Source organism: Mesorhizobium sp. M1050 (assembly GCF_040318715.1).
GTDB lineage: Bacteria > Pseudomonadota > Alphaproteobacteria > Rhizobiales > Rhizobiaceae > Mesorhizobium.
Genome location: NZ_JAMYMV010000014.1, coordinates 43685 through 65155 on the forward strand (window position 1 = coordinate 43685; position 21471 = coordinate 65155).

Annotated in this window: 19 protein-coding genes; 9 read left to right on the forward strand and 10 right to left on the reverse strand. The window is 63.5% G+C overall.

Translation table 11 applies throughout. From position 1 onward, the window contains the following. From ispH to rnhA, 3 genes are read left to right on the forward strand one after another with little or no spacing between them, the layout of a single operon-like run. On the forward strand, positions 1-1011 hold the full coding sequence (ispH, locus tag NKH57_RS11080) for a 4-hydroxy-3-methylbut-2-enyl diphosphate reductase (RefSeq protein ID WP_352944158.1): 1011 nt from the start codon (positions 1-3) through the stop codon (positions 1009-1011). A gap of 5 nt (positions 1012-1016) precedes the next feature. Further along, the gene (locus tag NKH57_RS11085) at positions 1017-1994 is read left to right on the forward strand and encodes a homoserine kinase (protein WP_352944160.1); all 978 of its coding nucleotides are present in this window, start codon (positions 1017-1019) and stop codon (positions 1992-1994) included. Further along, entirely contained in the window at positions 1991-2521 is a 531-nt protein-coding gene (rnhA, locus tag NKH57_RS11090; RefSeq protein WP_352944162.1) for a ribonuclease HI, read from the forward strand. The genes NKH57_RS11085 and rnhA overlap by 4 nt, the downstream gene beginning before the upstream one ends. A gap of 51 nt (positions 2522-2572) precedes the next feature. Here rnhA and NKH57_RS11095 read toward each other — a convergent pair whose 3' ends face one another. From NKH57_RS11095 to NKH57_RS11105, 3 genes are all read right to left on the reverse strand, one after another. Next, a complete protein-coding gene (locus NKH57_RS11095) occupies positions 2573-3049 on the reverse strand; it encodes a DUF2938 domain-containing protein (protein ID WP_352944164.1) in 477 nt (158 codons plus the stop codon). Between the two features lie 57 nt (positions 3050-3106). Then, positions 3107-3583, reverse strand: coding sequence for a peroxiredoxin (locus NKH57_RS11100; protein WP_352944166.1), 477 nt, complete (start codon positions 3581-3583; stop codon positions 3107-3109). Between the two features lie 85 nt (positions 3584-3668). Continuing rightward, entirely contained in the window at positions 3669-4475 is an 807-nt protein-coding gene (locus NKH57_RS11105; RefSeq protein ID WP_352944168.1) for a protein-disulfide reductase DsbD domain-containing protein, read from the reverse strand. A 169-nt stretch (positions 4476-4644) separates the two neighbouring features. On the opposite strand from NKH57_RS11105, the gene NKH57_RS11110 reads away from it, so the two are divergent. Then, on the forward strand, positions 4645-5253 hold the full coding sequence (locus tag NKH57_RS11110) for a YqgE/AlgH family protein (RefSeq protein ID WP_352944170.1): 609 nt from the start codon (positions 4645-4647) through the stop codon (positions 5251-5253). 5 nt (positions 5254-5258) lie between these two features. Here the strand turns inward: NKH57_RS11110 and NKH57_RS11115 are convergent, their stop codons facing one another. Genes NKH57_RS11115 through thrC form a run of 4 tightly spaced genes read right to left on the reverse strand, consistent with a single transcriptional unit; the run spans position 5259 to position 11469 of the window. Further along, entirely contained in the window at positions 5259-8147 is a 2889-nt protein-coding gene (locus NKH57_RS11115) for an EAL domain-containing protein (protein ID WP_352831207.1), read from the reverse strand. Between the two features lie 5 nt (positions 8148-8152). Further along, positions 8153-8749: a GNAT family N-acetyltransferase gene (locus NKH57_RS11120; RefSeq protein WP_023759145.1), complete on the reverse strand. Its 597-nt coding sequence runs from the start codon at positions 8747-8749 to the stop codon at positions 8153-8155. A 15-nt stretch (positions 8750-8764) separates the two neighbouring features. Further along, positions 8765-10057, reverse strand: a complete 1293-nt coding sequence (locus NKH57_RS11125; RefSeq protein WP_352944173.1) for a M16 family metallopeptidase — start codon at positions 10055-10057, stop codon at positions 8765-8767. Positions 10058-10071: 14 nt separating this feature from the next. Next, positions 10072-11469: a threonine synthase gene (gene thrC / locus NKH57_RS11130; protein ID WP_352944175.1), complete on the reverse strand. Its 1398-nt coding sequence runs from the start codon at positions 11467-11469 to the stop codon at positions 10072-10074. A 128-nt stretch (positions 11470-11597) separates the two neighbouring features. Between thrC and NKH57_RS11135 the strand changes: the two genes are divergently transcribed. Beyond that, positions 11598-12326 carry a hypothetical protein gene (locus NKH57_RS11135; RefSeq protein WP_352944177.1) on the forward strand — a complete coding sequence of 243 codons (729 nt, stop codon included), beginning with the start codon at positions 11598-11600 and terminating at the stop codon, positions 12324-12326. A gap of 42 nt (positions 12327-12368) precedes the next feature. Here the strand turns inward: NKH57_RS11135 and NKH57_RS11140 are convergent, their stop codons facing one another. Further along, a complete protein-coding gene (locus tag NKH57_RS11140) occupies positions 12369-13058 on the reverse strand; it encodes an HAD family hydrolase (protein ID WP_352608446.1) in 690 nt (229 codons plus the stop codon). A 162-nt stretch (positions 13059-13220) separates the two neighbouring features. Here NKH57_RS11140 and NKH57_RS11145 point away from each other — a divergent pair, with 162 nt between their 5' ends. Next, the gene (locus NKH57_RS11145) at positions 13221-14354 is read left to right on the forward strand and encodes a site-specific DNA-methyltransferase (protein ID WP_023759150.1); all 1134 of its coding nucleotides are present in this window, start codon (positions 13221-13223) and stop codon (positions 14352-14354) included. A 57-nt stretch (positions 14355-14411) separates the two neighbouring features. Here NKH57_RS11145 and NKH57_RS11150 read toward each other — a convergent pair whose 3' ends face one another. Beyond that, positions 14412-15023 carry an HAD family hydrolase gene (locus NKH57_RS11150; protein WP_352944180.1) on the reverse strand — a complete coding sequence of 204 codons (612 nt, stop codon included), beginning with the start codon at positions 15021-15023 and terminating at the stop codon, positions 14412-14414. Further along, complete coding sequence (mutY, locus tag NKH57_RS11155) at positions 15016-16173, reverse strand: A/G-specific adenine glycosylase (protein ID WP_352944182.1); 1158 nt, start codon at positions 16171-16173, stop codon at positions 15016-15018. The genes NKH57_RS11150 and mutY overlap by 8 nt, the downstream gene beginning before the upstream one ends. Before the next feature lie 55 nt (positions 16174-16228). Here mutY and NKH57_RS11160 point away from each other — a divergent pair, with 55 nt between their 5' ends. The 3 genes from NKH57_RS11160 to smc all read left to right on the forward strand — a co-directional run bounded on the left by NKH57_RS11160 (position 16229) and on the right by smc (position 21208). Next, positions 16229-16729 carry a DUF721 domain-containing protein gene (locus NKH57_RS11160; RefSeq protein ID WP_352608438.1) on the forward strand — a complete coding sequence of 167 codons (501 nt, stop codon included), beginning with the start codon at positions 16229-16231 and terminating at the stop codon, positions 16727-16729. Between the two features lie 162 nt (positions 16730-16891). Continuing rightward, positions 16892-17644 (forward strand): DsbA family protein, encoded by a 753-nt coding sequence (locus tag NKH57_RS11165; protein WP_352944184.1) that lies wholly within the window; start codon positions 16892-16894, stop codon positions 17642-17644. Positions 17645-17749: 105 nt separating this feature from the next. After that, positions 17750-21208 (forward strand): chromosome segregation protein SMC, encoded by a 3459-nt coding sequence (gene smc / locus NKH57_RS11170; RefSeq protein ID WP_352944186.1) that lies wholly within the window; start codon positions 17750-17752, stop codon positions 21206-21208. Positions 21209-21471 lie beyond the last annotated feature (263 nt).

Consider the following 21471-nt stretch of genomic DNA (forward strand, 5'->3'; position numbering starts at 1 on the left):
ATGCTTCAAACAACGACCAAACCGCCCCTGACGATCCGGCTCTGCCAGCCGCGCGGCTTTTGCGCCGGCGTCGACCGGGCCATCCAGATTGTCGTACTGGCGCTGAAGAAGTATGGCGCGCCGGTCTATGTCCGCCACGAGATCGTGCACAACCGCTACGTCGTCGAGGGGCTGCAAAGCCTTGGCGCCGTCTTCATCGAGGAGCTCTCCGAGATCCCGGCCGAACACCGCCAGAGCCCGGTCGTGTTCTCGGCGCATGGCGTGCCGAAGTCGGTGCCGGCTGATGCCAAGGCGCGCAATCTGTTCTATCTGGATGCCACCTGCCCACTGGTGTCGAAGGTTCACAAGCAGGCGATGCGCCATCAGCGGCTCGGCCGCCATGTGCTCCTGATCGGCCATGCCGGACATCCCGAGGTGATCGGCACCATGGGCCAGTTGCCGGACGGCGCGGTGACGCTGATCGAGACTGAAGCCGACGCCGCAAAGCTCGCGCCTGCCGATCCGCAGGCGCTCGGTTTCGTTACCCAGACCACGCTGTCGGTCGAGGACACCGCCGGCATCATCCGCGCCTTGCAGGATCGCTTTCCAGCCCTGCAGGCTCCGGCGGCGGAATCGATCTGCTATGCCACCACCAATCGCCAAGAAGCGGTCAAGGAGACCGCTGCCGGCGCCGATCTCTATCTGATCGTCGGCGCGCCCAATTCCTCCAATTCGCGGCGTCTTGTCGAAGTGGCGGAACGTGCCGGCGCCTCGATGTCGCTTCTCGTGCAGCGCGCCGCCGAGATTCCGTGGAATGACATCGCCAACATTTCGACGCTCGGCCTATCGGCTGGCGCGTCGGCGCCAGAAATCATCGTCGACGAGATCATCGACGCGTTCCGGCAACGCTTCGATGTCACGATCGACCTGGCGATCACGGCCACGGAAACGGAGGATTTTCCGGTCATGCGGGTGCTGCGCGATGTCGAACTGACGCGGGCCGACATGGCCTTCGTCAATGGAGCCGCGTAAGGCAGATGGCGGTCTACACCGACGTTGCGGAAGGCGAACTCGGCGCGTTCCTGAAGCACTATCCGGTCGGCGATCTCCTGTCCTACAAAGGTATCGCCGAAGGTACCGAAAACTCCAACTTCCTCCTGCACACCTCCAGCGGCTCCTACATCCTGACGCTTTACGAAAAGCGGGTCGAGAAGGCGGATCTGCCGTTTTTTCTCGGCCTGATGGGCCATCTCGCAAAAAAGGGCGTTTCCTGCCCGCTGCCGGTGACTGCGGATGACGGCAGCGTCATCGGCACCCTCGCCGGCCGGCCAGCGGTCATCATCACCTTCCTCGAAGGGCTTTCGCTGCGGCGGCCGACATCGGCGCATTGCGCCGAGGTCGGCAAGGCGTTGGCGCAGTTGCATCTGGCTGGTGCCGACTTTTCGATGACCCGTCCGAATGCACTGGCCATCGACGGCTGGCGCAAGCTCTGGAACGCATCCCGTGACCGCGCCGATGAAGTCGAGCCAGGCCTTGCGGCCGAGGTCGATGCCGACTTCGCCGATTTCGAGCGAAATTGGCCGAAAGATCTGCCGCAAGGCATCATCCATGCCGATCTTTTCCCGGACAACGTTTTCTTCCTCGGCGAAAAGCTCTCCGGCCTGATCGATTTCTATTTCGCCTGCAACGACCTCTATGCCTATGACGTCGCCACCTGCCTCAATGCCTGGTGCTTCGAGAAGGATTTTTCCTTCAACCTCACAAAGGGCAGGGCGTTGCTTGCGGGCTATCAGAGCGTGCGTCCCTTGAGCGACCAGGAAAAGCTGGCTCTGCCGTTGCTGGCGCGCGGTTCGGCGCTGCGCTTCATGGTGACCCGGCTGTACGACTGGCTAACCGTGCCCGATGGCGGGCTGGTGATGAAGCGCGATCCGACCGAGTATATCCGCAGGATGCGGTTTCATCGGGCGATCAGATCTCCTTCGGAATATGGATTGGCCGAATATGGGGTATCATGAGCAAACAGGTTGAAATTTTCACCGACGGCGCCTGTTCGGGCAACCCCGGCCCCGGCGGCTGGGGCGCGATCCTTCGCTTCAACGGCACCACCAAGGAGCTTTCCGGCGGCGAGGCCGAGACGACCAACAACCGCATGGAACTTCTCGCTGCCATCTCGGCGCTGAACGCGCTGAAGGAACCTTGCGCGGTCGAGCTTCACACCGACAGCAAATATGTCATGGACGGCATCTCCAAGTGGATCCACGGCTGGAAAAAGAACGGCTGGAAGACCGCCGACAAGAAGCCTGTGAAGAACGGTGAGCTCTGGCAGGCGCTCGATGAAGCCAACCGGCGCCACAAGGTCACCTGGAACTGGGTCAGGGGCCATGCCGGCCATATCGAAAACGAGCGTGCCGACGAACTCGCGCGCGAAGGCATGGCGCCATTCAAGAAAAGTCCGTTCAAGCCTGTGGCAGCGCCAGAGCCGGCTGCGCAGGCAAAACAGCCGGCTGTCGCAAAGGTGCGGCGCTCAACCCAGAGCTATTGAATTCCTGGAGCGGGGCGGCAGTTCACCGTCTCCGTGAAACGGTGAACTGCTCTATCGTATCAGCAGCGCTGTGCCCCAAAGACCGAGCGCAAACACCGTGTGCGATACCAAATTGAGGGCCCGGATTTGCATCGGATTGGGTCGCTTCGATGCGGCCCAGCCAGCGCCCATCCCGGGCGCCAGCAGGAACCAGCCGGCACCGACGGTGACGATGCCGAGGATGAAGGCCGGCAGGAAGGTCGGCGCGGCAAGCCAGCCTCCTCCGGCCAGCACCACCAGGATGACGCCGTAGACGATGCCGACAAGATAATGAAAGGCCCAGCCCAGCGTCTGTTCATGCGCGTAGGGCGCTGCATTGCCGATATCGTCGTGGAAGACCTTGTCGCGGAGGTGCCAGACCCATCGCCCGGCCGGCCCCCAGTTCGGCCGTGGCTGGCCGAACGCCTTGTGCAGGAAGACGGCCCAGAGATCCATCAGCACGGTGGCGCCGATGCCAATCGCGATGCCACGCCAGAAGATCTCAAACATCGCTAGGGTCCCCCAGTGGCAGTCCCTGGAATACAGGCGCGATCGCCGCCCTGAAGTTCAGAGCTGCCCCAGAATATGAGCCGCGCCGGACTCGTCGACACCGGGCTTGGTCTCGACATTAAGCGCGGTCACCTTGCCGTCGTCGACGATCATTGAGAAGCGCCTTGAGCGCAGCCCCATGTCGTTGCTGATGTAGTCGAGGCCGGTCGCCTTGGCAAAATCGCCACTGCCGTCGGCGAGGAAAAGGATCTTGCCCTCACTGCCAGTGAAGTGCGCCCAGGCACCCATGACGTGGACGTCGTTGACCGAAACGACGGCGATTGTGTCGACGCCGCGCGCCAGGATGGCGTCATGGTTCTCGATATAGCCGGGCAAATGGTTGTTGCTGCAGGTCGGCGTGAAGGCGCCGGGAACCCCAAACAGCACGACTTTCTTGCCGGAGAAGATCTCGGCCCCGGTGATCGACTTCGCGCCATCGGCGGTCATCGTCTTGAAGGTCACGTCGGGCAGCTTGTCGCCAACGGAAATGGTCATGAATTCCTCGCTTGGGAAAATCGGGAAGGACGGGTCTTTGCGTAGCGAACTCAACGGCGTCCCGCAACCGTTTGGAGACGCTGGATCAAGGGAAAGGCAGAAGCCCTTCGACCGCACCCACCGAACTCGTCAGCGTGTAGTGAAGCCCACCATCCGTGGGCGTCGCCGACGGGCGATCGAGGATCGGCACGGTGAAGATCAGCTTGCCGTCCTTTTCGCTGCGGGCAGGGGCGCCGAACATGTAATCCCGTTCGCCGGCAACGAAGAAATCCGCCGCCTCGGGATCGCCGGGAAGACTCGCCTCGACAATCAGCGTTTCGTGGTCGCCCGGCAGGACTTTGATGCCGAAATCGGACCTGGCGGGCGCCGGCAATGCCGCAAAACTTGCCTTCACCAGCGCCGCGTCCTCGGCATTGTCCGGGTCGGAGGCAGGATCAACGGTCAGCCGCGTCTGCACCGGGACGCAGATCGTTTCGCAAATGCCGAGAAAGATGTCGGCATCGATCACCGCCGGCTGGTTCGGCGTGGCCAGTGTGAATGTCACTGGCAGCGAAACCGGATGGTTGTAGCCTGCCCATTTGCCATAGCCGTCGTCGTGGCGCTGGGGAGCAGGAAACGACAGAGCGGCGTCGGCGATGTTGGTGCTGGCTGAGATGTCGAGTTGCGGCGGCACGCCCGCATCTCCCGGATCGCGCCAGTAGGTTTTCCAGCCGGGCTTGAGCGCTATGTCGAGAACGCCCTGGATGCGGCCGGCGTCGTCGGGTTGGCCTGATGTCACCAGCCGGACCTTGCCGCCTTCGCTGTTGTACCAGGCGGATGAAGAGGCGGCGGCGGGAAGTGCGGTTGCCAATCCGATGGCGGCGCCGAGCAGCAGGATTTTCAAGCTTCGCATGGCGGTGATTTGATCGTCCGTTCGTGGCCGCGCAATGATTTCATGGTGTTGCCAGTATCATATTTGCGTGACCTCGAGGGGAGAATGCTCGGCCCCGCCGCATGGGCTTTGGTCGAATCCCGCACAGTGCATCTTTTCGGCGCTTTGGAAACGCGTTACGCTGCCTTTCATGGACTTGTTGCGCCACAAGAAGACGGTCGCGAGCCGCGGCTTTCTCGACGATCAGTTCCTGATTGCCATGCCCGGCATGAAGGACGACCGTTTCACGCGCTCGGTCATCTATATCTGCGCGCACTCAGATGAAGGCGCCATGGGGCTGATCATCAACCAGACGCAGCAGATGTTGTTTCCGGATCTGCTCGTGCAACTGGGCATCATGAACGAACACGAGGCGATCCGCCTGCCGGCGCAAGCCCGTGACTTCGTCGTGCGCAATGGCGGGCCCGTGGATCGCAGTCGCGGCTTTGTCCTGCATTCGGGCGACTACCGGGTGGAATCCTCGCTGACCGTTTCGGACGACATCTGCCTGACCGCGACCGTCGACATATTGCGCGCCATATCGTCCGGGCGCGGTCCTCGTCACGCGCTGATGGCGCTCGGCTATTCCGGCTGGGGCGCCGGCCAACTGGAGACCGAGATCGCCGAGAATGGTTGGCTGACTTGCCCGGCCAATGCCGAGCTTCTGTTCGACACCGACATCGAGCGCAAATACGACCGGATTCTCGCTGCGATCGGCATCGATCTCGCCCATCTCAGCCTCGCCGCCGGACACGCCTAAGCTTCTCACGCTTGCGTCAGCGGATACTGCTCCTTGAGCGTCTTCAGCACCTGGTCGCCTGGCATTGGCGCGCCGAACATGAAGCTCTGCACGTATTCGCAGCCCATCTGGCGCAATTCCAGCGCATCGCTGTCGTCCGAAATGCCTTCGGCGACGACAGACAGGCCGAGTTCATGCGCCATGTTGACCATCGATTTGAGCAGCACCGCGCGCTTGGGTGTCTTGTCGTCGACGAAGCTCTTGTCGATCTTGATGGTGTCGAAAGGGAAACGCGTCAGATAGGCCAATGAGGAATAGCCGGTACCGAAATCGTCCAGAGACAGGCCGATGCCGAGCTGCTTCAGCTTGGTCAGAACATGGGCCGTCTGCTCGGGATTGTCCATGACGAGCGATTCGGTGAGCTCAAGCCGGAAGCAGCGCGGCTTCAGGTTTGCGCGGGCGATCACGGAGCGGACGTCGCTGACCAGGTCGCGGCGGATCAACTGGCGGCTGGACAGGTTGACCGAGACCGACAGCGGCGCGTCGCCGATCTGCTTTTGCCAGCTGGCGAGGTCTTCCGCCGCCTGCTGCATGGCGAACAGGCCGAGTTGCACGATCAACCCGCAGCTCTCGGCGACCGGGATGAAATCCGCCGGTGGGATCATGCCGCGGCGCGGATGGTCCCAGCGCAGCAGGGCTTCGAAGCCTGCGACGCTGCCATCCTCCAGCCGCACGATCGGCTGGTAGGCGAGCGTGAACTCGCGCCGCTCGATGGCGCGGCGCAGGTCGGATTCGAACTGCAGCCGATCGGTGCCGACGGTGCGGAAGGCTGGCCGGAACGGCTCGATCCTGTCGCCGCCGAAGCGCTTGGCCTGATGCATGGCCAACTCGGCATCCTTGACCATGTCCTCGGCCGACATTTGCGGCGAGTTCCAGGTGATCAGTCCGATCGAGGCCGTCAGCACGATCTCGCGTTTGGCGAAGGTGATCGGATTGTTGATGGCATGCTTGATGGCGTCCGCGACTGCGGCGATGCGGGCGGGATCCTGTTCGGAAAGCAGCATCAGCGCGAACTGGTCGCCGGCAAAGCGCGACAGCGAATCCTTCGGCTTCAAGAGCCGGTGGAGGCGGCGCGCGATGGTCAAAAGGATGGTGTCGCCGGCAGAAATGCCGAGCCCGTCATTGACCTGCTTGAAACGGTCGATGTCGATGACGAAAACGGTCGGGCGCACCTTCTCTTCGGTGCGGGCGATCGAGATGATCGCTTCCAGCCGGTTCATCAGCAATTCGCGGTTCGGCAGGCCGGTCAGATTGTCGTGCACGGCATCGTGCAGCAGCCTTTCCTCGGATTTCTTCTGCTCGGTGACGTCGACCATGGTGCCGACGCAGCGGATGACTTCGCCGTCCGACCCGATCACCGGACGCGCGCGGAGCGAGAACCAATGATAATGGCCGTCGGCGCCGCGCAGTCGGAAGTTCTGTGACACCCGGCCGCGCCGGTGTTCGAGCACCACGTCGAGCGTGGTGCGGAACGTGTCGCGGTCGTCGGCATGCAGCACCGGCAGCCAGTTGCGTGCGGCGCCACCGAGGCTGTTGGGCGCCAGGCCGAGTTGGATGCTGACATCGGGCCTGGTGACGACGCGGTCGCGCAGCACGTCCCAATCCCAAACCGTGTCGCCCGATCCGGCCACCGCCAGCGCCTGCCGTTCGAGATCGGAGAACAGGCCCTGATGCAGCGCGCCGCCGGCAAAGGCATGCTGCATGACGGTGAAGCCGATCAACAGGATGATCAGGATCAGCCCGCCGCCCAAGGCCGGCTGGGCGATATCGTTGTCGAGCATGCCGGTGATCGCCATCCACGATCCGCACAGCCACAACAACACCATGACCCAACTGGGCACCAGCATGATGGCGCGGTCGTAGCCGCGTATGCCGAGGAAGATGATCAGGCCGAGCCCGGTCAGCGCGGTGGCGGCGAAGGACAGCCTGGCGATGCCGGCGGCGACCGCCGGGTCGACGATGGCGACGCCGGCGATCAGCAACAGTCCGAGGATCCAGACCAGTGCGCCGTAGCTGAAATGGCCGTGCCATCGGTTGAGGTTGAGGTAGGCGAACAGGAACACCACGAAGGTTCCGGCCAGCGCCACCTCCGTTCCCGCCCGCCACATCTGCTCGTTGCCGGGTGATATCTCGATGATCTTGTTGAGGAAGCCGAAATCGACGCAGATATAGGCCAGCACCGCCCAGGCAAGTGCCGCGGTCGCCGGGAACATCGAGGTTCCCTTGACCACGAACAGGATGGTCAGGAACAGCGCCAGCAGGCCGGCAATGCCGATGACGATGCCGCGAAACAGCGTGTAGGAATTGACCGAGTCCTTGTAGGATTCCGGATCCCAGAGATAGACCTGCGGCAGCTTCGGCGAGGCCAGCTCGGCGATGAAGGTAATGACCGTGCCTGGGTTCAGCGTCACCCGGAACACGTCGGCGTCGGGGCTGGTCTGGCGGTCGAGCGCGAAGCCTTCGCTGGGCGTGATGGCGGCGATGCGGGTCGAGCCGAGATCCGGCCAGAAGATGCCGGAATTCACCAGGCGGAAATGCGGTGCGACGATCAGCCTGTCGAGCTGCTGGTCGGTGGTGTTGGCCAGCGCGAACACCGCCCAGTCGCCGGTCGAACGCGCGTCATTGGCCTCGACCTCGATGCGCCGCACGATGCCGTCCGGACCCGGAGCAGTCGACACCTGGAAATTCTCGCCCTGGTTCCGGTAGATCTCGACGGCACCGGAAAGGTCGAGCGCGACGTCGTCGCGGGCAATCTTGATCGGCTCGACTGCGAAGGCAGAGTTCGCCGCGCACAGCGTCAGCATTGTCGCGAGGACAAAGGCGAACAGCAGCCCGTTTCGCAGGAAATTCGTCAAAAAAATCAGTCCTTCGTTCCAACGCACGGCGGATCGTCCGCGATCCGGGCATAGAGGTAGTGGTCCTGCCAGATGCCGTTGATCCTGAGATAGGATCGCAGAAGTCCTTCGCGCCGGAATCCGGCTTTTTCAAGCACGCGGATCGACCTGATATTGTCGGGAATACAGGCCGCTTCGATCCGGTGCAACCTCAGCGTATCGAAGGCGAAGCGGGTCACCACCTTGACCGCATCGGTCATCAGACCGCGGCCGCCAAAGCGTTCGCCGATCCAGTAGCCGACATGGCCGCTTTGCGAGACGCCATGGCGTATGTTGCCGAGCGTGATGCCGCCCGCCAGTTTGCCACTGCTCCCTTCGAAGATGAAGAAGGCGATGGCCGTCCCCTGCGCATAGTCTTCGCGGTAGCGGCTGATGCGAAGCCGCCACGCATTGCGGTCGAGTTCGTCGGGAGTCCAGCGCGGCTCCCAAGGTTCCAGGAAGGCGCGGCTTTCACCGCGCACCGCCGCCCACTCGCGGTAATCATTGGTGAATGGCACGCGCAGTGTGACGCGGTCGCCTTTCAGCGCCGGCAGGTCACGGCGGAAGAAAGGGAGCGCGAACATGGCGCTTTGAGGGGCTTAGACGGCGAGCTTGCGGGCCGTGGTCTGCGTGCCTGCGAGCGATTCGAGGATCGTCTCGTATGGCGCCAGTGTGCCCACGGGCCCGACAGCGGTAAGCGTCGGCTTGGTCGAGAACAATCGCGACGACAGATCGGTCAGCCGCTCGATCGTCAGCGCCGCCAGCCGTTCCATCAATTCCTCCTTGGCGATCGGCCGGCCGAACAGAAGCAGTTGCCGTGCGATCTGCGAAGCCCGGCTGGCCGGGCTTTCGGCGGACATGATCAGCCCGGCGCGATATTGGGCACGCGCACGGTCGAGTTCTTCCTGCAGGATGTTCTCGCCGGCCTTCTGCAGTTCGTCGATGATGACAGGGACCAGTTCGGCGATATCGCTCTGGCCGGTGGCAGCATGGACGCCGAAGACGCCTGTGTCGGAAAAGCCCCAATGGAAGGCATAGACCGAATAGCACAGGCCGCGTTTTTCGCGGACCTCCTGGAACAGGCGCGACGACATGCCGCCGCCGAGGATCATCGACAGCACCTGCGAGGCATAGAAGTCGCGCACATGATAGGCGCGGCCTTCAAACCCAAGCACGATCTGCGCGTCCATCAAGTCGCGGTCCTCGCGGAAATCGCCGCCGATATATTGCGCATATTGGGGGATGGTGCTGTCGGCCTTGCTGCGGAAGCCGCCGAGCTGCTTTTCGACCTCGCGTACGAACTTGTCGTGCTTGATGTCGCCGGCAGCGACAATCACCATGCGTTCGGCGCCATATTGCCTTTCGATGAAATCGTGCAACTGCCTTGAGGTGAAGGATTTGACGGTTTCCGGCGTGCCCAGGATCGAGCGTCCGATCGTCTGGTGGCGAAACGCCGTCTCCGTGAAACGGTCGAAGACGATGTCGTCGGGCGTGTCGTGCGCGGCGCCGATCTCCTGCAGGATCACATGCTGCTCGCGTTCGAGTTCCTGTGGGTCGAATTCGGACTCCTGCAGGATGTCGGCAAGAATGTCGACGGCCAGCGGCACATCGTCGGAGAGCACCCTGGCATAGTAGGAGGTGGTTTCGACGCTGGTGGCGGCGTTGATCTCACCGCCGACGTCCTCGATCTCCGAGGCTATTTCGAAGGCGCTTCGCCTATTGGTACCCTTGAACGCCATATGTTCGAGCAGATGGGCCATGCCATGCTCGTTGTCACGTTCATTGCGAGCACCCGACTTGACCCAGGCTCCAAGGGCAACCGATTCGATACTTTGAAGGGTTTCGGTGGCGACTGTCAGGCCGTTCGACAGACGGCTTACCTCAACACCCATATGGCTACTACTCCCTAACGCGCCGCCCGCGCGCGGCGGCCGACGTAATCTTCCACCATTTTCAGGTCGGATGGAAGTACCGTGTATTTTTCCTCGGATGTCATCAACCCACCTAGCCATGCGGGCAGTGTGGGCGACACGCCGCTGGCGGCTTCGACGGCGGCCGGAAACTTTGCCGGGTGGGCGGTGCCCAGTACCACCATCGGCACGGCGCCTGACGCCTTGCCCGCCGCGACATGCACGGCTGCCGCGGTGTGCGGATCGAGCAGGTAGTTGCTGGCCGCGAGCGTCGAGCGGATGGTGGCGGCGACTTCGTCCATATCAGCCCGGCCTGCATCGAATTCGGACCGCATCCCGGCGATTTGCTGGGTTTCGATGGTGAAAGCGCCGGACTGCTTCAGGCCGTCCATGTAGCGCCGCACCGTCGCGGCGTTACGGCCTGAGGCCTCGAACAGCAAGCGTTCGAAATTGGACGACACCTGGATGTCCATCGACGGCGACGTGGTCGCAAAGACGCCTTTGGTGCGATATTCGCCGGTCGCGAAGGTCCGCGCCAGGATGTCGTTGTCGTTGGTGGCGATGACCAGCCGTTCGATCGGCAAGCCCATCTTTTTGGCTGCGTAGCCAGCGAAGATATCCCCGAAATTGCCGGTCGGCACCGTGAAGGAGACCGGCCTGTCCGGCGCGCCGAGCGACAGCGCCGAGGAAAAATAATAGACGATCTGGGCCATGATACGGGCCCAGTTGATCGAATTGACGCCGGAAAGCGCAACCCGGTCGCGAAAGCCGTGATCGTTGAACATGTCCTTGAGCAGGCCTTGGCAATCGTCGAAATTGCCTTCGATCGCCAGCGCGTGGACGTTCTCAGCCGTCGATGTCGTCATCTGCCGCTGCTGCACCGGCGAGACGCGGCCGTGCGGGAAAAGGATGAAGATGTCGGTGCGGCTGCGCCCGGCAAACGCATCGATTGCCGCCCCACCGGTATCGCCCGAGGTGGCACCGACGATGGTGGCGTGCTGATCGCGTTCGGTAAGCACGTGGTCCATCAGCCGGGCCAGAAGCTGCATCGCCACGTCCTTGAAGGCAAGCGTCGGCCCGTGGAAGAGCTCCAGGATGAAGGTGTTGGGGCCGGTTTGCACCAGCGGGCAGACGGCCTCGTGGCGGAAGGTGGCGTAGGCTTCGCGCACCAGCCGTTCGAAGACCGATGCCGGGATCTCGTCGCCGAGAAACGGCGACAGCACGCGGATGGCAAGATCAGGATAGGCAAGGCCGCGCATGGCTCGGATCTCGGCCGCGGAAAACCGCGGCCACTCGCGCGGCACATAGAGCCCGCCGTCGCGCGCCAGGCCAGCCAGCACGGCGTCGGAAAATCCAAGAACGGGGGCTTCGCCTCGGGTACTCACATATTGCATGTCACAAATCCGTTACTGCTTGGCTTTTCCGTCCACTGCAAGGTGGTTAATTTCTGCGCTGGCTCAGTCGCATTTTTGCCGCGCGGTTGATATACGTCACCAGCTTTGCGAGAGGGAAGTGCAGTTTCATGGTGTTTCGTACATTTAGTGGTCGCTTTTTGGCGGGTCTTGCGCTCACCGGCTTTATGCTTGCCGCCGCCGGGTGCCAATCGGGCGACAATGGCATTCTGAACCTCGGCTTTGGCAAGAAGGACCCGACGGCGCCACCGCCGCCGCAGGATCCCAAAGTACTGGCCAGCCAGTTGCAAGCCTATTGTCCCAGAGTGACGGTGCGTGACGGCACGGCCTTCTTCAACACCTATTCCAAGGACGTCCAGAAGCCCAGGCCCAAGCTCAAGAAGACGGGCGACGCCGCGCAGGATGCCGCCGCCCAAGCAGAGGCCGACGCCGCCGCTGCTGCTCCGCCCGACGAGTCTGCGAACATCGTCTACCAGGCATCGGTCAGTGACGTGACACGCGACTGCAGCCGTGCCAACGGCCAACTGACGATGAAGATCGCGGTCGCCGGCAAAATTGTGCCGGGGCCGAAGTTCTCGCCCGGCAACATCACCATGCCAATCCGCATCGCCGTGATGCACGGTGCCGAGGTCCTCTATTCGCAGATCCACCAATATCAGGTCCAGGTTACCGATCCCTCGGTCGCAACCCAGTTCGTCTTCACCGATTCCAATGTTGTCGTACCCGAACCGACGGCGCAGGACTATCAGGTCTTTGCCGGCTATGATGAAAACGCGCCGAAGGCGACGACGGACAAGCTGAAGAAGACCCGCAGGAAGAAAGCTGTCGCGACGAACTAAGTCTCGGCATTTGGATGAAGCGTGCGTCGCGGCTCACGCTTTTCAGGCATCCGCCGACCACTCCGACAGCGCTGCGATCACGCTTTTCAGCTCTGCCCAGCGGCGTATCACCGTCTCGGCTCCGGCCTCGGTCAGCGCGTCGGCATGGCCGGGATAGCTGTGGGCGGCGCCGGTGAAGCCGATCACCCGCATGCCGGCCGTCCTGGCGCCATGGACGCCGTGCACGGAATCCTCGATGACGAACGTGTTCGCCGGGTTTGCGTTGAGTTTCTCCGCCGCAAACAGGAACACGTCTGGGGCAGGCTTGGTTTTTCCGGTCGGTGTTTCCATCGCGGAAAAAATGCGGTCCTTGAAGAAGGGCATCAGGTGAACCTTCTCCAGCATGAATTCGATGCGCTCGGAGCGCGAATTCGAGCAGACGCAGTGCGGCGCGGTGACCGCGGCGACTGCCTCGCGCGCGCCATCGATGGCACGTACGTCGCTGCGCAATTTGCGGTCGACCAGTTCTTCGGCGCGGTCGATCAACGATACCTGGAACGGGATGCTGGACTTCTCCTCGACCCGTATCATGATGTCCTTGAACGTCAGACCAGCGTAGGTCTCGGCGAGTTCTTCCGCAGAGATTTCGTACCCGGCTAAGGTCAGCAGCTCCGCCTCGACGCGGGCGGCAATGATTTCGGAATCGACGAGCACGCCGTCGCAATCGAAGATGACAAGGTCTGGCTGGGGCATGGTGATCCGGACAATGGGAGTATGAAGGGCCTCGGGAGGTGAGGCGGCGCGGCATACACCAACAGGGCCACCTTCGCAAACTCGGCAGTCTTCACCGAATATTTACGCTGATCGGTAACCATAACAGAGAGTAAAACAGTAACGCGTGCCCTGGGTGTCAGAATGTCTGCCGTGCGTCTTCTCGACGAGCTATCCCACGCTCCCCTGCAATCCGAATGGCTGGACACGATCCTCAAGGGCGACTGCGTCGCCGCGCTCGACCGGCTGCCCGAAAAGTCGATCGACGTCATCTTCGCCGATCCGCCCTACAATCTGCAGCTCGACGGCGATCTGCACCGCCCTGATCAGTCGAAGGTCGACGCGGTCGATGACGACTGGGACCAGTTCGAAAGCTTCGAGGCCTATGACGCTTTCACCCGTGCCTGGCTCCTGGCGGCGCGGCGGGTGCTGAAGCCCAACGGCACCATCTGGGTCATCGGTTCCTATCACAACATCTTCCGGGTCGGCGCCAAGATGCAGGACCTCGGCTTCTGGATCCTCAACGACGTGGTCTGGCGCAAGACCAACCCGATGCCGAATTTCCGCGGCCGCCGCTTCCAGAACGCCCATGAGACGATGATCTGGGCCTCGCGCGACCAGAAGGGCAAGGGCTACACCTTCAACTACGAAGCGATGAAGGCGTCCAACGACGACATCCAGATGCGCTCCGACTGGCTGTTTCCGATCTGCACCGGGGGCGAGCGGCTGAAGAACGACAATGGCGACAAGCTGCATCCGACGCAGAAGCCGGAAGCGCTGCTTGCCCGCATCATGATGGCGTCGACCAAACCGGGCGACATCGTGCTCGATCCCTTCTTCGGTTCCGGCACCACTGGCGCGGTCGCAAAACGCCTCGGCCGCCATTTCGTCGGCATCGAGCGCGAACAGGCCTATATCGACGCCGCCAACGAGCGCATCGACGCGGTGCGGCCGCTGGATGGCGCGGATCTCACCGTGCTTACCGGCAAGCGCGCCGAGCCGCGCGTCGCCTTCGTCAGCCTCATCGACACCGGGCTGATGATGCCGGGCGCGACGCTCTACGACGCCAAGAAGCGCTGGGCGGCCAAGGTGCGCGCCGATGGCACGGTGGCGATCGGCGACAGCGCCGGCTCGATCCACAAGATCGGCGCCGAAGTGCAGGGGCTGGATGCCTGCAACGGCTGGACCTTCTGGCACTATGAGCGCAGCGGCGGCCTGACCCCGATCGACGAGCTTCGCCGCATCGCACGGCTTGGCATGGAGCGGGCAGGGGCCTGATCTCCTGCCAATTGCTGCGAAAGTAGCAACGCAACGGATCGCTGGAAGCGGTTCAAATCACGCCTTGATTCCAAGGCGTTGAAGGTCTGCTCGAAGCGTCTTCGCATCGGTGAACAGCACCGATTGCCAGCCTGCCGCCTTGGCGCCGTCGACATTCTTCTGGCTGTCGTCGATGAACAGCGTCGCCGCCGGTTCGAGGCCGAAGGCGGCGACGTGATGGTCGTAGATACCACGATCCGGCTTGATCATGCCGATCTCGCCCGAGATGGTGACCCCGCGCGGCCGCTCGAGAAAATCGAAGCGCTCGCGGGCCTCGGCCAGCGTGTCGCTGGCAAAGTTGGTCAGCATGGTCACGTCGTGGCCGCTCTCGATCAGGCCGACCATGATGGCGACGCTGTCTTCGTAGGCATGCGGCACCATTTCGTGCCAGTGGCGGCGGAAACCGCGGATGTTTTCCGCGTGGTCGGGGTGGTCCGCTATCAGCAGCGCCTCGGCCTCTTCCCAGGTCCGGCCGCGGTCCTGCTCGATGTTCCAGTCATGCGTGCAGACATTGTCGAAAAACCACTTTCTCTCCTCGGCATCCGGAATGAGGCGGCTGAACGGAATGTTGGGATCGTAGTGGATCAGCACTCTGCCGATGTCGAAAACGATGTGGCGTATTTCAGTCATGGGGCCTCTTTGCACTGTGTGGCGACGGCTTTTTCGTCGCGCCGGGTATCGCAGCCTCGATTGCCTTTTTCATGACAGTCGGCAACGCCTCGCCGGAAATCTCGTGGGCGAGCGACCAGAAATGCCCTTCCGGCGCATCACCTTTGATGTGGGCGTGAAAGACTTCGAGTTCGAGAGCGAAATGGGTGAAGACATGGGCAATCTGGCCGGCACGCCGCCAGTCGGCAGGGAAAGGCGCGGCCGCTTCCGTGGTCCCCCCATCGATCCGCGCGGTCCAGCCTGTCGTCGGCACCTCGGTCATGCCGCCAAGCAAGCCCTTCTCCGCCCGTTTGCGCAGCATGATGGCGCCGTCGCCCCGCACGGCGACGAAGGCGGCGCCGCGCCGCAAGGGCTTCTCGGCCTTGGGCAGACGCACCGGGAAGTGCTCGGGATCGCCTGAAACGACGGCGCTGCAGTCTTCGCGCAGCGGGCACAGCATGCAGCGCGGCCGGCGTGGGGTGCAGATGGTGGCGCCGAGATCCATCATCGCCTGGGCGAAGTCGCCCGGCCTTGTCCCCGGCATCATGCGTTGGACATGGGCGCGGATCTCAGGCTTGGCCTCGCTCGGCGGCGTCGTGATCGAAAACAGCCGGGAGATGACGCGTTCGACATTGCCGTCGACGACGGCGGCGGGGCGGTCGAAGGCGATCGCCATGATGGCCGCCGACGTATAGGCACCGATGCCGGGCAGTTCTCTCAATCCCGTCTCGGTGTCGGGAAACCGGCCGCCACGCAGGGCCACCAGCTCGGCGCAGGCCTTGAGATTGCGGGCGCGGGAGTAGTAGCCGAGCCCGGCCCAGGCTTTCATCACGTCCTCGGTCGGCGCCGCGGCCAGTGCCTCGACATCAGGCCATTTCTCGACGAAAACCCGGAAATAGGCCTTCACCGCCTCGACCGCGGTCTGCTGCAGCATGACTTCGGACAGCCAGATGCGGTAGGGATCAGGCCTCACGCCCCGCGCATGCTCGCGTGGCGTGATCCGCCACGGCAGTTCGCGATGGTGCACATCGTACCAGCCGAGCAAGCGGGATGCGATATCGTCACGAACTCCAGATGTGGCTTTGCCACTATCTCGGGAGGCGGTCTTGCGGGTCTGGTCTGCTGGTGCCATTGATCGGGAATTGGCCTTGGCCGATACTGATGAACGTCGTGGCTGGAGAACGTACATGGCAGGGAGAACGCCCTACGGCAATCCCGTCCCGGTCAGCGACCTCGCGACCAAGATCCTCGATCCGGTGCTGCGCAAGCGGGCCGGCATTTCGATCGGCCTCGTCCAGTCATGGGAAGAGATCGCCGGCCCGCGTCTGGCCAGCCACTCGCGCCCTGAAAAAATCCAGTGGCCGCGCCGCATGCATGAGGACGATCCGTTCGAGCCGGCGGTACTGGTCATCGCCTGCGAAGGCATGGCGGCACTTCATCTGCAGCACGAGACCGGCGAGATCATCAACCGGGTCAATGCCTTCCTCGGTTTCACCGCCATCAGCCGCATCAGAATTCTGCAGAAGCCAGTGACAGCCGACAAGGCAAGGCGCAGACCGGCCCTTAGGCCGCTGACGGCAGCCGAGAAGACGAAACTGTCGGGGACTGTCGGTCTTGTCGACAATGACGGACTGCGCGCCTCGCTGGAAAAACTTGGCGCGACCATTATCGGGGAGAGGAAGTCATAAGCCGTTGAAGAAAGTCATGGATTTGTCGTCGATATCTCGCTTTCGTGATCGCCTTTGTCAGGTTTGGAGATTGGATTGGGGATGGAGATGCCTTAATTCGCGCCAACTCTCGCCTTTTCGTGTCTTTGCATTGCAAAATTCAACCCTTGTCAGGTGATTCGTATGAACCGTCCCCCGTTTGGCCAAAGTCTGTCTCGCAGAAACGTCCTGTCTTCGCTGGCGGCCATCCCGGCGGTTGCCCTGCTCGCCGCCTGCAGCGACTCCAGCGAGGAGGCCAAGGCCGCGGATGTGAAGCCAGCGACCCCGGCCGCTCCCGCCAAGCCTGCGACGGCGGCCACGCCGGCCGCCGCTACCGCGCCGGAAGCCCAGGGCACCGTGGACATGGCGGAACTGATGAAGCCGGGCGCGCTGCCCGACAAGCAGCTTGGCAAGGACGACGCCAAGGTCACCATCGTCGAATACGCCTCGATGACCTGCCCACACTGCGCGCATTTCGCCGAGACCACCTTTCCGGAACTGAAGACCAAGTACATCGACACCGGCAAGGCGCGCTACATCCTGCGCGAATTCCCGTTCGATCCGAGCGCCGAAGCCGGTTTCATGCTGGCGCGCTGCGCCAAGGATAACTATTTCCCGATGGTGGATGTCCTGTTCAGGCAGCAGGCGAACTGGGTCGGCGTCCAGAACACCAAGGATGCGCTGCTGCAAATCTCGAAGCTCGCCGGTTTTACACAGGAGTCCTTCGAGGCCTGCTTGACGGACCAGAAACTTCTGGACGATGTGAGATCGGTCCAGAAGCGCGGCGCTAATGAATTCAAGGTCGACTCGACACCGACCTTCTTCATCAACGGTAAGACCTACAAGGGGGCGATGTCGATTGAGGAAATGTCGGCCATTATCGACCCCTTGCTCTGACATACGGTCAGCGCTGAGGCGGCGCCGCTTCGGCGCGCGCCGCGTCTCGTTGTGCCGTGAATTCCCATCGCAAAACCGTGCAAACCCGCTTGATAGGCTGCGCGAATGAAGTTTTCGCGCCTTCGCCTTCTCGGTTTCAAGTCTTTCGTCGAGCCCGGTGAGTTCGTCATCGAACGCGGACTGACCGGCATTGTCGGGCCGAACGGCTGCGGCAAGTCGAACCTTGTCGAGGCACTGCGCTGGGTGATGGGCGAAAGCTCCTACAAGAACATGCGCGCGTCCGGCATGGACGACGTCATCTTCTCCGGCTCGGGCACGCGCCCGGCACGCAACACCGCCGAAGTGACGCTTTTCCTCGATAACAGTGACCGTTCGGCGCCCGCTGCCTTCAACGATGCCGACGAACTGCAGGTGTCGCGCCGCATCGAGCGTGAGGCGGGCTCGCTCTACCGCATCAACGGCAAGGAAGCGCGCGCCAAGGACGTGCAACTTCTGTTCGCCGACCAATCGACCGGCGCGCGCTCGCCGTCGATGGTCGGCCAAGGCCGTATCGGCGAACTGATCCAGGCCAAGCCGCAGGCGCGCCGCGCGCTGCTCGAAGAGGCGGCCGGCATTTCCGGCCTGCACACCCGCCGCCATGAGGCCGAGCTGCGGCTGAAGGCGGCCGAGCAGAACCTCGAACGGCTGGACGACGTCGTCGGCGAACTGGAAAGCCAGATCGAAAGCCTGAAGCGCCAGGCGCGCCAGGCGTCCCGCTTCAAGAACCTGTCGGCCGACATCCGCAAGGCCGAAGCAACGCTCCTGCATCTGCGCTGGACACTGGCCAAGACGCAGGAGGGCGATGCGCGCTCGGCGCTTGCGGTTGCCACGGCGCTTGTCGGCGACCGCGCCGCCGCACAGATGGCCGCCGCCCGCGAGCAAGGCATCGGCGCTCACCGTCTGCCCGATCTGCGCGACGCGGAAGCCGCCGCTGCCGCTGCCTTCCAGCGCCTGTCGATCGCCAAGTCGCAGATCGAGGAGGAAGCCGGCCGTATTCGCGCCCGTCAGACCGAACTCGAGCGCCGGCTGCAGCAACTCGACGGCGACATCGCCCGTGAGGAGCGCATGGTCCGCGACAATGCGGACATCCTCGAACGCCTTCGCACCGAAGAAGCCACGCTGAATTCCGAAAACGCCGGTGCGGCCGAGCGCGAGGCCACCACCCGCGCCGCTTTCGAACAGGCGGCATCGACGCTTTCGCAAAGCGAATCCAAGCTCGCCTCGCTGACCGCCGAGCGGGCGGAGGCCGCCGCCGCACGCAACCAGATCGAGCGGACGCTGCGCGACACCGCCGAGCGCCGCGACCGCTTCGGCCGTCAGCTTGCCGATGTCGACCGCGAATTGTCGGAGATACTCTCCAAGGTCGCCGGCCTGCCGGATCCGGCCGAGAAGCGCGTGCTGGTCGAACAGGCCATGGCGCTGCTGGAGGAAGCCGAGGCTGCCGTATTGGAGACCGAACAGTCGGTCATCGATGCGCGCGCTACCGAGAGCTCTGCCCGCCCACCGCTTCAGGATGCCAGGGCCGAACTGGCACGGATCGAGACGGAAGCGCGCACGCTGGCCAAGATACTCAATGCCGCCAGCGGCGACCTTTTCCCGGCCGTGCTGGAGCAGATCAGTGTCGATCGCGGTTTCGAGACGGCGCTTGGTGCGGCCCTTGGTGAAGACCTCGACGTGCCGCTCGACCGCAGCGCACCGGTGCATTGGGGCGAAAGCGGAATCCAGCCCGGCGACGCGGCTCTGCCCGAAGGCGTCAGGAGCCTTGCCAGCGTGGTTCACGCGCCGGCACAGCTCGCCCGACGCCTGGCGCAGATCGGTATCGTCGAGCCGGGCGATGGCCGCCGCCTGCAGGCGTTCCTTGCTCCCGGCCAGCGGCTGGTCAGCCGCGAGGGCGCGCTGTGGCGCTGGGATGGCTTTACCGCCAGCGCCGACGCACCGACCGCCGCCGCACAGCGGCTAGCGCAAAAGAACCGGCTGGCCGAACTCGATGCCGAGGCGATACAGGCGACGCTCGTCCTGCGCCAGGCCGGGGAGGCGCTTGCGCAGGCCGAACAGGCGCTCCGCCTGGCGAGCGAGGCCGAGCGCAATGCGCGCCAGGCCGGTCGTGACGCTCAGCATCGGCTGGACGCTGCCCGCAATGCGCTGGTTGAGGCTGAACGGGCCGGCGGCGAATTGCAGAGCCGCCGCGCGGCACTGGATGAGGCGCGTGCCCGCATCGTCGACAGCTATGAGGAGACCTCGGAAGCCTTCGCCGAGGCGGAAATGCTGCTGCAGGACGCGCCCGATCTCGGCGACCTGCAATTGCAGCTCGAACAGTCCTCGGCCAATGTCGCCCGCGACCGCGCCACGCTTGCCGATGCACGTGCGGTGCACGAGGGTCTGCGGCGCGAAGCCGAGGCGCGCGCGCGCCGGCTCGATGCCATTGGCGCCGAGCGCAGCAACTGGCTGGAGCGGGCTGAAAACGCCTCGACGCAGATCGCATCGCTTGGCGAACGCAAAGCCGAAGCCGAGGCCGAACGCGAACGGCTGGCGGATGCTCCCGATGAAATCGACGCCAAGCGGCGCGCGCTGCTGTCGCAGCTCACCGAGGCCGAGACCTTGCGCAAGGCGGCGGCCGACCGTTTGCAGGAAGCCGAGAACCGGCAATCCGAACTGGACAAGGCCGCCACCGGCGCCATCCAGTTCCTGGCCGAAGCGCGCGAGACCCGTGTTCGTGCCGAAGAGCGGCTGACCGCGGCCGACGAACGCCGGCTGGAGGTCGAGGCGCGCATCCAGGAAACGCTGAACACGCCGCCGCATCTGGTCATTCGCCACACCGGTCTGGAGGCCGACGGCCCGATGCCCGACATGGCCGAGATCGAGCGTCAGCTCGATCGGCTGAAGATCGAGCGCGAGCGGCTGGGCGCCGTCAACCTGCGCGCCGAGGAAGAGCAGAAGGAGCTTTCCGACCGGCTCGAGGCGATCGTGTCCGAACGCGAGGACATCATCGAGGCGATCCGCAAGCTCAGGCAAGCAATCCAGAGCCTCAACCGCGAAGGTCGCGAGCGATTGCTTGCCGCCTTCGACGTCGTCAACAGCCATTTCCAGCGGCTGTTCTCGCATCTGTTCGGCGGCGGCACGGCGGAGTTGCAACTGATCGAATCCGACGATCCGCTCGAGGCCGGGCTCGAAATCCTGGCCCGCCCGCCCGGCAAGAAGCCGCAGACCATGACACTGTTGTCCGGTGGCGAGCAGGCGCTGACGGCGATGTCGCTGATCTTCGCCGTGTTCCTGACAAATCCGGCGCCGATCTGCGTGCTCGACGAAGTCGACGCCCCGCTCGACGATCACAATGTCGAGCGCTTCTGCAATCTCATGGACGAAATGGCTAACACCACCGAGACGCGCTTCGTCATCATCACCCATAACCCGATCACCATGGCGCGCATGAACCGGCTGTTCGGCGTGACGATGGCCGAGCAGGGCGTCAGCCAGCTTGTGTCGGTCGACCTGCAGGCCGCCGAAGCGATGCGCGAAGCGAGCTGACCCGGTCCGGCTGTCGACTATCCGCCGTTGCGGTGCATGGCCCAGTTCGCGCACGTTGCGACCACAAGAACCGCACGCCATACAAATGCAATCGGTAGCCCAATCGAACACATCCAGATCGCGCGCTATCGGCGCCGTGCCCCTTAAGGGCCCCGATCATGGCCTGACCACGACCGGGCAGATGGGCTCGCTTCCGAGCTAGTTGCAGCCGCAATTCAACGCTCGATCACATCCGATAACATTTGCGTTCCAAGTCATTCAAC

Excerpts from the sequence above, each read along its gene's own strand:
- smc (WP_352944186.1), top strand. The coding sequence starts at position 17,750 with ATGAAGTTTTCGCGCCTTCGCCTTCTCGGTTTCAAGTCTTTCGTCGAG.
- rnhA (WP_352944162.1), top strand. The coding sequence starts at position 1,991 with ATGAGCAAACAGGTTGAAATTTTCACCGACGGCGCCTGTTCGGGCAAC.
- NKH57_RS11145 (WP_023759150.1), top strand. The coding sequence starts at position 13,221 with ATGTCTGCCGTGCGTCTTCTCGACGAGCTATCCCACGCTCCCCTGCAA.
- NKH57_RS11110 (WP_352944170.1), top strand. The coding sequence starts at position 4,645 with ATGGACTTGTTGCGCCACAAGAAGACGGTCGCGAGCCGCGGCTTTCTC.
- NKH57_RS11085 (WP_352944160.1), top strand. The coding sequence starts at position 1,017 with ATGGCGGTCTACACCGACGTTGCGGAAGGCGAACTCGGCGCGTTCCTG.
- NKH57_RS11160 (WP_352608438.1), top strand. The coding sequence starts at position 16,229 with ATGGCAGGGAGAACGCCCTACGGCAATCCCGTCCCGGTCAGCGACCTC.
- NKH57_RS11135 (WP_352944177.1), top strand. The coding sequence starts at position 11,598 with ATGGTGTTTCGTACATTTAGTGGTCGCTTTTTGGCGGGTCTTGCGCTC.
- NKH57_RS11125 (WP_352944173.1), bottom strand. The coding sequence starts at position 10,057 with ATGGGTGTTGAGGTAAGCCGTCTGTCGAACGGCCTGACAGTCGCCACC.
- mutY (WP_352944182.1), bottom strand. The coding sequence starts at position 16,173 with ATGGCACCAGCAGACCAGACCCGCAAGACCGCCTCCCGAGATAGTGGC.
- NKH57_RS11095 (WP_352944164.1), bottom strand. The coding sequence starts at position 3,049 with ATGTTTGAGATCTTCTGGCGTGGCATCGCGATTGGCATCGGCGCCACC.
- NKH57_RS11100 (WP_352944166.1), bottom strand. The coding sequence starts at position 3,583 with ATGACCATTTCCGTTGGCGACAAGCTGCCCGACGTGACCTTCAAGACG.
- NKH57_RS11120 (WP_023759145.1), bottom strand. The coding sequence starts at position 8,749 with ATGTTCGCGCTCCCTTTCTTCCGCCGTGACCTGCCGGCGCTGAAAGGC.
- NKH57_RS11150 (WP_352944180.1), bottom strand. The coding sequence starts at position 15,023 with ATGACTGAAATACGCCACATCGTTTTCGACATCGGCAGAGTGCTGATC.
- ispH (WP_352944158.1), top strand. The coding sequence starts at position 1 with ATGCTTCAAACAACGACCAAACCGCCCCTGACGATCCGGCTCTGCCAG.
- NKH57_RS11140 (WP_352608446.1), bottom strand. The coding sequence starts at position 13,058 with ATGCCCCAGCCAGACCTTGTCATCTTCGATTGCGACGGCGTGCTCGTC.
- thrC (WP_352944175.1), bottom strand. The coding sequence starts at position 11,469 with ATGCAATATGTGAGTACCCGAGGCGAAGCCCCCGTTCTTGGATTTTCC.
- NKH57_RS11105 (WP_352944168.1), bottom strand. The coding sequence starts at position 4,475 with ATGCGAAGCTTGAAAATCCTGCTGCTCGGCGCCGCCATCGGATTGGCA.
- NKH57_RS11165 (WP_352944184.1), top strand. The coding sequence starts at position 16,892 with ATGAACCGTCCCCCGTTTGGCCAAAGTCTGTCTCGCAGAAACGTCCTG.